The 13,488-nt window shown below is 47.2% G+C and carries 9 protein-coding genes; 7 read left to right on the top strand and 2 right to left on the bottom strand.

The genetic code is table 11. The features are described from left to right. Positions 1-220 precede the first annotated feature (220 nt). From NST70_RS13995 to fni, 6 genes are all read left to right on the top strand, one after another. A complete protein-coding gene (locus NST70_RS13995) occupies positions 221-979 on the top strand; it encodes a DeoR/GlpR family DNA-binding transcription regulator (RefSeq protein WP_026684581.1) in 759 nt (252 codons plus the stop codon). Positions 980-1,110: 131 nt separating this feature from the next. Continuing rightward, positions 1,111-3,009, top strand: coding sequence for a fructose-specific PTS transporter subunit EIIC (locus NST70_RS13990; RefSeq protein ID WP_061577458.1), 1,899 nt, complete (start codon positions 1,111-1,113; stop codon positions 3,007-3,009). A gap of 360 nt (positions 3,010-3,369) precedes the next feature. Continuing rightward, entirely contained in the window at positions 3,370-5,409 is a 2,040-nt protein-coding gene (locus NST70_RS13985; protein WP_017552107.1) for a Na+/H+ antiporter, read from the top strand. A 222-nt stretch (positions 5,410-5,631) separates the two neighbouring features. Continuing rightward, positions 5,632-5,862, top strand: coding sequence for an excisionase family DNA-binding protein (locus NST70_RS13980; protein WP_061577460.1), 231 nt, complete (start codon positions 5,632-5,634; stop codon positions 5,860-5,862). A gap of 21 nt (positions 5,863-5,883) precedes the next feature. Beyond that, positions 5,884-6,552: an N-acetylmannosamine-6-phosphate 2-epimerase gene (locus tag NST70_RS13975; protein WP_017552105.1), complete on the top strand. Its 669-nt coding sequence runs from the start codon at positions 5,884-5,886 to the stop codon at positions 6,550-6,552. 102 nt (positions 6,553-6,654) lie between these two features. Then, on the top strand, positions 6,655-7,686 hold the full coding sequence (gene fni / locus NST70_RS13970) for a type 2 isopentenyl-diphosphate Delta-isomerase (protein WP_342475376.1): 1,032 nt from the start codon (positions 6,655-6,657) through the stop codon (positions 7,684-7,686). 898 nt (positions 7,687-8,584) lie between these two features. Here fni and NST70_RS13965 read toward each other — a convergent pair. After that, the gene (locus NST70_RS13965; protein WP_026684585.1) at positions 8,585-9,079 is read right to left on the bottom strand and encodes a DoxX family protein; all 495 of its coding nucleotides are present in this window, start codon (positions 9,077-9,079) and stop codon (positions 8,585-8,587) included. A 258-nt stretch (positions 9,080-9,337) separates the two neighbouring features. Beyond that, positions 9,338-9,925, bottom strand: coding sequence for a nitroreductase family protein (locus tag NST70_RS13960; protein ID WP_017552101.1), 588 nt, complete (start codon positions 9,923-9,925; stop codon positions 9,338-9,340). 149 nt (positions 9,926-10,074) lie between these two features. Between NST70_RS13960 and NST70_RS13955 the strand changes: the two genes are divergently transcribed. After that, positions 10,075-13,314 carry a DEAD/DEAH box helicase gene (locus NST70_RS13955; protein ID WP_017552100.1) on the top strand — a complete coding sequence of 1,080 codons (3,240 nt, stop codon included), beginning with the start codon at positions 10,075-10,077 and terminating at the stop codon, positions 13,312-13,314. Positions 13,315-13,488 lie beyond the last annotated feature (174 nt).

Genomic DNA, 13,488 nt, shown 5'->3' with positions numbered 1-13,488 from the left:
CCATCATAACTTATTTTTGCAAAAAAGAAAACCTTTTCATCGCATCATCCATACTTTTTCAAAAACGTTCAATTTTCGGGGGATAATAAGTAAAATGGGGCTGTCCCGACAAAATGTGACAGAAATATGATTTGTTTTGAAGAAAAATGATATTTTTTGATTGAAAACGGTTGATTATGATTAAGTATGTGATAAAATAACATCAGACGGAGGAATGAAGATGTTAGCAGAAGAACGCTATCAAATCATTTTGCAACATTTGCAAGAAAACCATATCGTAAAAGTGCAGGAGCTGGTTAACCTGCTTAATGCTTCAGAATCAACGGTCAGGCGCGATCTTCAGGACCTGGAAGCGATGAATCTGCTCAGGCGCATCCATGGCGGCGCATCGCTTTTGCAACGCAGAAGCGAAGAACCGGATATGGATACGAAAACGCTCAAAAACGTTCAACAGAAAAGAATCATCGCTCAATTGGCAGCAAAAATGATCAGTGACAATGACTGCATTTATTTGGACGCCGGAACGACAACGCTTGAAATGATCCCTTATATAGAGGGGAATAATGTAATCGTTGTCACGAACGGGCTCCCGCATGTGGAGGCGCTTGTCGAGAAAAAAATCAAATCTTACCTTCTCGGCGGGATGATGAAACGAACGACAAGGGCGGTGATCGGCAGTGTCGCCATGCAGACATTAAACAGTTTCCGGTTTGACAAAGCGTTTCTCGGCGCAAACGGCGTAGACCTTGAAATGGGCTTTACCACGCCGGACCCGGAAGAAGCATTGATCAAGCGGCGGGCAAAAGAACTTTCCGAACAATGTTATGTGCTTGCAGACAGCAGCAAATTTCAGGAAGTAGCTTTTTGCAAAATGTTTGACATTTCGGAGGCTTCTATTATCACGGATGAATTACCGGATTCCTTAAAATCTTCCATTTTAAGTAAAACGAAGGTGGTATGTGAGCAAAGCGGCGCATAAAAAAGTTTTTCCTCCGCCATGATAAAAGCCCGCAGTTGAAACAAAATAACAAATGGCTGTCTCAGGCATCCGGTTTGGATGTCATGATAAGAGGTATTGTTTTTCTGTACTGGAAAAAGGAGTGAAATAAAATGAAAATAACCGATTTATTGGTCCAGGAGACCATGGTTATGGATATGCAGGCGACGAAAAAAGAAGAAGCAATTGACGAATTGATTGCAAGCCTGTCAAAAAGCGGCCGCATCAATGACCCGGTTCTTTTTAAAGAAATGATTTTAAAACGCGAGCAGGAGTCGAGTACAGGAATCGGCGACGGAATCGCAATGCCGCACGCAAAAACAAAAGCGGTCAATAAAGCAACTGTCGTATTCGGGCGCAGTAAAAAAGGCGTTGATTACGAGGCGCTGGATGGCCAGCCGTCATACTTATTCTTTATGATCGCAGCGCCTGAAGACGCAGCAGATACGCATTTGCAAACGTTGGCGGCATTGTCGAGGCTTTTGATTGACCAGGAGTTTGTACAGCAATTAAAACAAGCCGAAACGCCGGCTGAAGTGGCGAGGCTGTTTGATGAAAAACAAGCGGAAAAGGAAGGAAAAGAAGCAGCGGAAACGGCTGCCGGCAATGGTTCGGATGACAAATTGATCGTTGCTGTTACCGCCTGTCCGACCGGGATCGCCCATACGTATATGGCAGAAGATTCGTTGAAGAAAAAAGCGGAAGAAATGGGCATTCCGATCCGGGTGGAAACAAACGGCTCGGAAGGTGTTAAGCACGAACTGACAAAAGATGAAATCAACCGTGCTGTCGGGGTCATTGTCGCAGCCGATAAGAAAGTTGAAATGGCGCGCTTTAACGGCAAACGCGTGCTGCAAACGCCTGTCAGCGATGCGATCCGCCAGCCGGAAGATTTGATCAACCGGGTACTGGAACAGCATGCGCCTGTTTACCATGCAGACAGCACGGAGCGCACTAATGACGATGAGCCGGCGGAGAAAAAGTCGGTATGGGGAACCATTTACAAAGATTTGATGAATGGGATTTCGCACATGCTGCCATTCGTTGTCGGCGGCGGGATTTTGCTTGCAATTTCGTTCCTGATTGAAAGAACAGCTGGTGAACATAACACGATTTTTAAAATGCTGAGTGCGATTGCAGGCGGCGATACAGGGGCATTCCACTTCTTGATTGCGATTCTTGCCGGGTTTATCGCATCGAGCATTGGTGACCGCCCAGCACTCTTGCCTGGTATGGTCGGCGGCTATCTTGCGTCTAGCTCGAATGCCGGTTTCCTCGGTGGTCTCGCAGCTGGTTTCCTTGCTGGGTATATTATCGTCTTTTTGAAAAAAGTATTTGCAGGGCTGCCACAGGCGCTGAATGGATTAAAGCCGATTTTGATTTTCCCGGTTTTAGGCCTCCTGATTACCGGCGGATTGATGTACTATATTTTTGACCCGATTTTCAAATGGATTAACACCGGTTTAATCGGTGGTTTGAATAACCTTGGCACGGGCAATGCCGTTCTGCTTGGTATTGTTCTGGGCGGCATGATGGCGATCGATATGGGCGGCCCGTTCAACAAAGCGGCTTACACGTTTGCGATCGGGGTATTTACTTCGAGCGGCAACACGAACGGCCTGATGATGGCTGCCGTAATGGCCGGTGGGATGGTTCCACCGCTTGCGATTGCGCTTGCCACCACGTTTTTCAGAAATAAATTTACGGATCAGGAAAAAGAAGCAGGCATTACAAACTATGTGCTCGGGCTGTCCTTTATTACGGAAGGAGCGATCCCGTTTGCGGCATCCGATCCGCTCCGTGTCCTTGGTTCAAGCATTGTTGGTTCGGCGATAGCCGGCGGGCTGACGCAATTCTGGCATATTAACATACCGGCTCCGCACGGCGGGATTTTCGTTGTATTCCTTGCCAACCATGCGATCTTGTTCCTTGTCTCCATTATTATTGGTGCCATTGTTTCCGGCCTGATTCTCGGGATATGGAAACGGCCTGTTGCACAGAAAAACGGTTAATGCAGTGAAAGATATTTTGGATATAAAGTTAATGGGAAAGCGAAAAAAGACCGGTATTGCTGACCGGTCTTTTTTCAATTTCCGACATTTTTTAACAGGTCCAGCCAAACCGCTTGTACTGGTGCCGACTTCTGTTGCGAAAACAGGTTCGCCCAGTGTTTGTCCATTTTCCAATTCAGCAGGTAAAAGATTGAAGCAACGGACGGTCCGCGTTAACATAAAATCATCAAGATATTGCCATCTTCGCCAAAAAATTTCGGTACAGCTCGTTTTTTTACACGCTTTTTACGGATATTTGGGTATAGTTGTATTAGTGGATTTAAGACATAAGACAAAGAGAATAAGGGGAAAATATTCCATATGAACATGTTTCTGATTTTATTGATCTTACTTTTGCTTGTTGGCATCTCCGACATTTTAAATCATTTTATCCCATTTATTCCGGTGCCGCTTATTCAAATTGCCCTCGGCCTTGCGTTTGCAGCCGTGCCGGTTGGGGCGCATGTCCCGCTTGAACCGGAATTGTTTTTCGTGTTATTTATCGCACCACTATTGTTTCATGATGGAAGAAACGTATCCCGCGAAGCAATGTGGAGGCTGCGGAATCCGATTTTGCTGCTTGCGCTCGGGCTTGTTTTTGTCACGGTGTTTGCAGTCGGGTATATTACCCATCTGATGATTCCCTCACTCCCGCTTGCGGCCGCATTTGCCCTGGCCGCCATTCTATCCCCGACCGATGTTGTAGCGGTCAGCGCCATCTCCGAGCGGGTAAAAATTTCGCGCGTGATCATGAACCTGCTGCAGGGAGAAGGGCTGTTAAATGATGCATCCAGCCTTGTTGCATTTAAATTTGCGATTGCGGCAGCGGTCACCGGGTCGTTTTCGCTTGCTGAAGCCAGTGGCAGTTTTTTGCTCATCTCGATCGGCGGCTTTTTAGGCGGGGCATTGCTGGCATTTTTCATTATCCGCTTCAGGGTGCTGATTCGCCGCCTCGGGATGGAAGATGTCACGGTCCATATGCTCATCCAAATTTTAACTCCGTTTTTCATTTACCTTACTGCGGAACATTTTCATTTATCCGGCATTTTGGCGGTTGTCGCCGGCGGAATGGTCCATGCTGTTGAGCGTGAACGGGAACAGTCGCCGAATTTTTCCTACCAGATCGTTTCGCGCAGCACGTGGACGGTTTTAGCCTATATTTTAAACGGCCTTGTCTTCGTTCTTTTGGGCCAGCAAATGCCGGCTGTACTCGGCGAAATTTGGACAAGCTCGGCTTTTAATAACGGCACGGTGATTTTGTATATCATTGTGGTCACGGCCGCCCTTTTGCTGCTCCGGTTTCTCTGGGTGTACGCCGTGTGGTGGGCCGGATGGAAATCAAAAAAACAGCGCCTTGCAAAGCCTTCCCTAAAGCATACGGCGATTACAACGATATCTGGCGTCCGGGGGGCGGTCACGCTGGCCGGCGCATTCTCTATTCCGTACACCATTGCAAGCGGAGCGCCTTTTCCAGATCGTTCTTTGCTGATTTTTATTGCGGCCGGTGTCATCCTGTTGACACTTGTGATCGCAAGTGTGTTCCTGCCGCTTTTGGCGAGGCGGGAAGGAAATGAGGCAGACCGTTCAGAACGGAAAGCGGAAAAAAATGCTTCAATCTTTATCGGGGAAGCGGCAATCCAGTCTGTGCGTGAGGAAGTGAATGACGAGAACCGGGAAGCGGCAGCGGCTGTGATTGACAACTATCAAAATATGCTACATCAATTGAAAGCGGAAGAAAGTGAAATAGATTCACTTGAATTCAAACGGATTGAAACGGAGACCAGGATGAAGGCGCTGGAGGCGGAAACGGAATATATTAATGCTTTGATGAAATCAAAACGCATTGACCAGGAGATGGCTTTTTTGTTCCTTGAATATATTCACCGGATGGAAATTGCCGTTACCGATAAAATGAAGTTCAGGTTTTTAAATTTATGGACCCTTTTCCGGAAAGGCGCTACCAGGTTTCTTTTCCTCTTTTACCCGAATAAGGAAAAACGTCGCAAACAGCGGATTAACCGCTATGCGAAAATCAGACAAATTAAAATTGAAATGGGGGAAGCGGCGATCCGGGCCATTAAATCTGGGATGACAGAGGAAAACAGGGAAATTTCGTTTCTTGTCATTAGCGAATACCGGAAGTTTATCAGAATTTTGAACAAGCCGAAAAATATGGAGGCATCCCTGAAGTATACCCAGATGGAAAGGGAGCTGCAGGAAAAGGCTTTTCAGGCCGAACGAAATGCTGTACAGGCGCTGTTTGAACGGGGGAAAATTTCAAGGGAGACGGCCCGCAAACTCCGCAGGCAAATCAATATCCGGGAAGTGTATTGGATGGAAGAACATCAACTCCATGCATGATATAATCATCTTAGAAGCCTGTGCCGGAACGATTGCGGCATCCGGGAGCCTTTCAGGACTGACCTTTGTGCCGCTTTACCGCATACGGGCTGGTATAAAATGGCGTAATCTGGCCGCTTCTATTGTTAACCCGGCGTCATTTTGTATAGTGAACATGATCCAGGATTGAAAGCCTCGTTGTATTTTCCGTATTTCAAAAAAAGATGAATCGGGGTGCCTGCAATGTATTTAACCATTCAGGAAACAGCGGAATATCTGTCTTTTCCGGAACCGGTGATTGAAAAATTGATCTTGCAAAGACGCATACGCGCCGTGCATGATGGAGAACAGTATTTGATTAACCGGGATCAGTTTGATATCTATTTGCAACAGCTCGAAAAATACAGGCAACTTGTGGAAGAATGGCTGAATGAACCGCTTCTGGAAGTTCCGGACATCAAAGACGAGGACTAAACGGATATTGGAGGATTTGGAATGTTTGATATGGTAAAAGGAAAGCTGATTGTGTCATGCCAGGCGCTGGAGGATGAACCTTTGCACAGTCCGTTCATCATGTCGAAAATGGCGCTTGCAGCAAAAGAAGGCGGAGCGGCCGGCATTCGGGCAAACAGCGCTGAAGATATCCGGGCCATCAAAGCGGAAACAGGGCTGCCTGTTATCGGCATTGTCAAAAGGGATTATGAAGGTTCGGAAGTGTATATTACTCCAACAAAAAAAGAAATTGACGAACTGCTTGCCGTAAAACCGGATATGATCGCGCTTGACGCGACCGGCCGGAAACGCCCGGGCGGCGAAACGCTTTCCGGTTTAATCGGATATATCCATGAAGCCGGTCTCCCGGTGATGGCCGATATTTCCACAGAGGAAGAAGGATTGCAGGCAGCAAGGCTCGGTGCGGATTGCGTTTCCACGACGCTTTCCGGCTACACCTCCTATTCTCCGAAACAGGGAGAGCCCGATTTTGCGTTGCTCAAGAAGCTTGTGGACGCTTTAACGATTCCCGTTTTTGCAGAAGGGCATATTGATACGCCGGCTGAAGCGAAAAAAGCGCTCGAATTCGGGGCGTTTGCAGTTGTGGTGGGTTCAGCCATTACAAGGCCGCAGCTGATTACAAAAAAATTCGCAGAGGCGATGAGGTCATAAAAAGCTTAATGAAAATGCTGGGTAAGCAGCAGAAGCGGCTTCTATAAGGAATGTAAACCGATACAGGAAGATATGGCTCTCATACGAAAGGTGAAGTGAAAAATGGAAGAATCATCTATATCAAAGCGGAAAGCGGAACATATCCGCGTTGTGCTTGAGGAAAATGTTGCCGGGAAAGACACCACAACCGGCTTTGAAAAATATCGTTTTGAGCATCAGGCGCTGCCTGAACTAGATTTTGAAGAAATCTCGACGGAAACGACTTTTCTCGGTAAGCCGTTGAAAGCCCCGTTTTTGATCAGCTCCATGACCGGTGGCACTGCTCAGGCCCGCACCATTAACCGGAACCTGGCGCAGGCGGCGGAGAAAAGAGGCTGGGCGTTTGCGTTAGGGTCAACACGGGCTGCGTTAGAAAGCCCGGAACAGGCGTATACGTTTCAAGTGCGGGATGTCGCGCCGCATATTCCGGTTTTGGCCAACCTCGGTGCCGTCCAGTTGAATTATGGCTACGGAATTGACGAGTGCCGCCGGATCGTGGAACTGACCGGGGCGGATGCTTTAATCCTGCATTTCAACTCCTTACAGGAAGTCTTTCAAAAAGGCGGCAATACGAATTTTAAAGATCTGCTTGTGAAAATTGAAGACCTTTGCAGCCGCCTAGAAGTGCCGGTCGGCTGCAAGGAAGTCGGGTGGGGCATCAACGGCCGCCTCGCCGAAAAGCTTTATTCCGTTGGCGTTTCTTTTGTCGATGTTGCCGGCTCAGGCGGGACATCATGGAGCCAGGTGGAAAAATATTTAACGTCCGATCCGTTGAAAAAAGCGGCAGCAGAGGCATTTTCCGGCTGGGGAAACCCGACGGCGGCGTGCATCACCCAAGCCCGCAACCTTGGCCTTCAAGGTATTTTGGTCGCAAGCGGCGGCTTGAAAAACGGAGTGGATGCCGCCAAAGCTATCGCCCTCGGAGCTGACTTGGCGGGATTTGGAAGAAAGCTGTTGCATGATGCCGTCCATTCAGTGGATGCACTGCTTTCTACTTATGAACAAACAGAGCTTGAGCTGAAGATTGCAATGTTCGGAATCGGGGCAAAAGACTTGTCCGCTTTGAAACAAACACCGCTTTTGAAAAAAATGTAAATAATGGCCTGGTTTGGACGCGTGCCGGTTTGGATTGATAAGCTTGACGAAACAAATAGATGGGCTAGAAAAATCTATCAAGACAACCCCGCTGCTTAGAAATTTGAAGCCGGCTGGCCCGGAAGTTTCGGGCGGAAAAATATTTGTTTAGAAATTTTAACCGTTTTCGCCAAATGTAAACGCCGGTTATTTAAGCCGGGGCCGCGGTGAAATAATCATAAAAATATTTGTTTGGAAATTGTAATCGATTTTGACAAATGTATGCGCCGGCTGGAGACGAGAATTCACCCGGGTAAATGGCCATCAAAATAATTTGATTAGAAATTTTACCTGTCTTTTCCAGTTGAAAGCGCCAGATGTTTTAGACCTGTGGAGACATGAGTATAAAAAACACGGTCCGGAAATTTTACCGCGGTGAAATGATCATAAAATTATTTGTTTGGAAACTCGAACCAGCTTTGTAGATGTAAACGCGGGATATTTTAAGCCGGCGGGAGGCGAGAATTTCACCTGGTTTTGGAAATTTTAACCGCCTTTGGCAGATGTAAACGTTGTATGTTTTAGACCGGTGGAGACACGAGTATAAAAGTCCCGGTCAGGAATGTGAACCGGCTGCATAAAAAACCCCGGCTCCCGTTTTTGGGAGGCCGGGATTTTTTATTTTTTCGCGCCTGCAAAATTTGACAGTTGGTTCATCAGTTTGCTGCGTGATCTTTTATTCCGCAACAAGTAGGCAGCACCTAAAGCGACTGCTGTCATGGCCATCGATTTTTTCATGATCCACCACATCCCTTCTTTTTTCGTATGTTTGTACTTTTCCCCTTGCATGCGGAATTAAACAGTTTAAAGCCAAAATGAAAAAGCAAACCCGCAAAAGGTTTGCTTTAATATGAACCGGTTAATGGGCAGGACGTGGTTTATGGGCCCGGTTTTGGAAATAATTTTTTATTGCCGGGATGGCGATACGGTCAAGTCCCCAGTAGTAAGATGCACTGCCTGTAAACAGCAGAATGATGGCGACGGTGTAAAGGACCGGGTTGGTGCTCGTTGTGCCGGCAAGCATAAAGTTCAGGTTCATAAACGCGCCTGCAATTAAAGCCGGGATGGTTGCCAGCCCGATGATCAGGCCGAGGCCAACTAGTACTTCCCCATAAGGGATCAGCACATTAAAAACATGGACATTCGGTATGGCAAAATGGGTGAGGAACGCTGCGTACCAGCCTTGAACTTCGGCATTTTCGCCAGCCGTTTTTGCCAGTGCCCCCTTTAAAAATCCAGCAGCATCAAACCCTCCCGTCAATTTATGCAAACCTGCTTCAAGCCATTGAATGCCGAGCCAAATACGGATGATTGCCCAGATAATGCTGACTTTGGAATCATGATACCATTTCATTTTTAACATCTCCCTTAGGATAAATGATGATAACATGTGAAATTCTTCACATATCTTACATTTTTAGAATACAGCGTTTGCAACGGAATTACAATGGATTCCGGACAGTTGTCAAGAATTTGTGATATATTTCACATTTGTGAACAAAACATTAAAAAAGCGGCAAGCCAAGCTTACCGCTTTGATTCGTTTCCTTCCCTTTCCATTCGCAAACCGCTTACCCAAGGTCCGTTGCCGTTTTGATCATGCTCCGGTTCCTTATTTTACCGGATTTCCAAAACTTCCTTCGAAAACCGATTCTTTCACAGGCCTGCGTGCAGAAGGCGTCTCTCTTTCCTGCAGGGAAGGAGGCAGCGCCTCTTTTTCACCCCGGTATCCGATGGCAATAAGGGCATCAATTGCATAATCAGACGGGATGTTCAATACTTCACGTGCTTTTTCAAAATCAAAGCCTGTCATCGGATGCGTAGCGAGCCCTTTTCTGACGGCTTCAAGGGAGAGGTATCCCCACGCGGCCCCTGCATCAAAAGCATGCGAACGGATCGGGCCGGTTTCATTTTCTGTTTTCGAGAGAATAAGCGCAAAAGCGGGGACGTTCTTGCACCACATCCGGTTGTATTCCCCGAGAAACGACAGAACTTTTTCCCTGTCTTCCTTTGTACGTGCAAGAATAAAGCGCCAAGGCTGATGGTTATAAGCGGACGGTGCCCAGCGTGCTGCTTCAAACAGGCTCAAAAGCACCTCTTCCGGTACTTCTTTTTCCAAAAAAGAACGCGGTGACCATCTTTCCAAATAGACCGGATCGATATCATATTGCGCTTCCCGCGGCGATAATGTTTTTACCATGGGGACTCCTCCTTATTGATGTCGTATCTTTTTTATATTAAAATACTTCAACTCGATCTACAAACGATTCAACTCGGACGAAAAATGTATTTGTGCACCTATATATTGTATAATAGACCTAGGAGAAAATACGAACAGGATGATCTGAATTGGTTGATTATTTGCTTTTCGAAGAAGATGTCGAGATGATGTATTCCCCTGCTATTTTCCATCGGGGAATGAGTTATTATATGCAGGGCCGGGTCAAAAAATTGATTTTTAATAAAGACTCCACCTGGACGGCAATCGTAAAAGGGTCCAAAACCTATTACGTCACTATTTACTATGACGAAGAATTCGGGGAATTTTCAAACGTATGTACATGCCCGGCACATGAACAATACGGCGAGTGCAAGCATGAAGTAGCGGCCATGCTTGCGATTGCAAATGGGGAGGAAGAGGCGGCAGAACCGAATATTGGCGATGTTTCGGAGACGCACCAGCATATGAAAACTTTACAATTGATGAATATTTTTTCCGGCCTTCAACAAAGCATGATGGAAACAAAACACAATGCCGCGAGAAAGCCACTCCGTCTTGAATATTTTTTAAAAGCTACGAACGTTTCCGGCTTTGGCTCTGACCACTTTTTAACCATTGAAATTAAAATCGGGCCCGGCCGGACATATGTGGTCCGCGACATAAAAGATTTCCTCGGCAATGTCAGCCGCGGGAACCCGCATGCATTTACAAAAAACTTCATTTATGATCCGGATGAACATGCGTTCGAAGAAGAAGATAAGGAAATTGTGGAGATGCTGCTTTATATGCTGTCCACCCAGCAATTGTACGAGGCTTCCATGGATCGTTGGTACAGATTTGCATTGGAGCGGGAACTGGTCATTCCGCCGTTTATCGCAAGGCCACTTATAAAGAAACTGGCAAACCGCAAATGCAAATTCAAATATGAACGTTACGCGGCAGATTCGATTGTCTTGCATCAGGAAGAAGAACTACCGCTTTCTTTCCGGCTTGACGGCAATAGGCAAGACGGTCCGGGCTTTTTACTGCAGCTGAAGAGCTTAAAGGATTTGCTTTTATTTGAACAATACGGGCTTGCATTTTACAAAGGGGGATTTTATGAGCTGTCCCCGGACCAGCTTACCCTTTTAGCGGCACTTGAAGATTTTTACAAGAAAAGTGGCGATGAAGTAGAGGTCCAGCAAGAGCAGATGAGCCCGTTCCTTTCCAATGTGTTGCCAGGCCTGAAGCGGATCGGAAAAGTAAAGCTGACAAAAGACATTAAAGGGAAAATCGTCCAGCCAAAACTACAAACGAAAATTTTTATGGACAACGAAGACGAAAAGATTACGCTGCGGATTGAACATCATTACGGCTCCCGTGTCATTGATCCGTTTATGGACGAAGAAACGCCGGATGATGATAAGATTTTGCTGCGTGATGTGGAAAAAGAGCAGAAAATCATGACGATGATCGAACAGTCGCCGCTCAAATACAACGGCAAACAGCTGTATTTGGAAAACGATGAAGAAGCGTTGTACGAATTTATTTTTACTATTCTTCCGCAGCTTGAAGAGGAAGCGGAAGTGTATATTGCAGGCGCCATCAAATCGTATTTCCAGACGAGCCACTACACGCCGCTTACATCGGTGGATATGGATACGAGCGGAAATTTTCTGGAAGTCAATTTCGACATGGACGGCATTGATGAAGAAGAGATCCGCAATGTGCTCCGGTCCGTGATCGAGAAAAAACGGTATTACCGGCTGCCGGACGGGGCTTTTGTCTCCCTCGAAAGCGATGAATTCGAACATATCGGGCAGCTCCTTGGCGAACTGCATGTCTCGAAGAAAGAGCTTGAAGACACCCGCCTGAAAGTTCCGGTTTACCGCGGGCTCCAGGTGGAAGAGCTGATGAAGACGCGTGATAAATACGCCGTCAAATTTGGCAAAGCGTTCCGGAAGCTCGTCCAGCAGCTGAAAAACCCGGAAGATACGGATTTCGAACTGCCAAAAGGGCTTGAGGCAAAGATGCGTGATTATCAGGTGACCGGGTTTCAATGGTTCAAGTCGCTCGCCTTTTACCGTCTTGGCGGGATTCTGGCTGATGACATGGGGCTCGGGAAAACATTGCAGAGCATCTCTTACATGTTATCAGAAAAAGAAGCGAATCCGGATATCAAGCCGTTTTTGGTTGTGGCGCCGGCATCCCTTATTTACAATTGGAAAAGCGAGATTAAAAAATTTGCACCGGGGCTCTCGTCGATGGTTATTGCCGGCACGCCTTCCGAGCGGAAAGCCTTTTTTAAAGCGGGCGAGCTGCCGGATGTGTTGATCACCTCGTACCCGACGCTGCGCCAGGATATCGAGGAGTACGAAAAGATTGAATTCGATACTTTGATTTTGGATGAGGCCCAGGCGATTAAAAACTATGCGACAAAAACAGCCGCCGCCGTCCGGAATGTGCAGGCGGGGAGAAGATTTGCGTTGAGCGGCACGCCAATTGAAAATTCCATTGATGAGCTATGGTCGATTTTTCAGGCGGTTCTCCCGGGCTTTTTCCCGCCGCTGCCTGAATTCCGGAAAATGGAGCAGGAAAAAATTTCGCGGATGGTGCGGCCGTTTATTCTGCGGCGCGTCAAAAAAGATGTATTGAAGGAGCTGCCGGATAAAATTGAAACCAATCATTTGTCCGAGCTGACGAAACCGCAAAAAGAGCTTTATCTGGCGTATTTGGACAGAATTCGGCATGAAACAGCCCAAACGCTGGCTGAAGGGGATTTTAACCGGAACCGGATTAAGATTCTGGCGGGGCTTACCCGTCTGCGCCAATTGTGCTGCCATCCGTCGCTGTTTGTGGAAAATTACCGGGGCGACTCCGGGAAACTTGAGCAGCTCGTTGAATTGGCGCATACGGCGATTGAAAACGGGAAGCGGCTGCTGATTTTTTCGCAGTTTTCCAGCATGCTCCAGATGATCCGGACGCGGCTTTCTGACGAGGGCATCGATTCTTTTTATCTTGATGGCCAGACGCCGTCACGGGAGCGGGTCGAAATGGCAGACCGGTTTAACAGCGGCGAGAAAAATGTCTTTTTGATTTCGCTCAAGGCCGGTGGTACCGGCTTAAACCTGACCGGCGCCGATACTGTTGTGCTGTATGATTTGTGGTGGAACCCGGCTGTTGAAGAACAGGCAGCCGGCCGCGCCCACCGCATCGGCCAGAAAAACGTTGTCCAGGTCATCCGCCTGATCGCCCGCGGCACCATCGAGGAAAAAATATACGAACTCCAGCAGAAAAAGAAAGAACTGATCGAACAAGTCATCCAGCCGGGCGAAACCATGCTGAACAGCCTGAATGAAGAGGAAATTAAAGAACTGCTAGGCATGTAAAGAAAATGCTGATGCGTTTGCATTTACGGCCTGGTGGGGACCGGTATGTAAGGAGGCTTTGAACATTCAAAGATCGGCATTTCTGAAAATCCAAGCAGCTGGCCAAGAATTGAAACTTTGGGACTTTCAGCAAGGATAGCAAGGATGCTTCAGGTTTCCCGATTACGGGAAGCC

The organism is Weizmannia sp. FSL K6-0777 (genome assembly GCF_038593185.1).
Classification (GTDB): Bacteria; Bacillota; Bacilli; order Bacillales; family Bacillaceae_C; genus Weizmannia; species Weizmannia faecalis.
The sequence above is the reverse complement of the archived record's forward strand: the minus strand, read 5'-3'. Positions and strand labels throughout refer to the sequence as shown.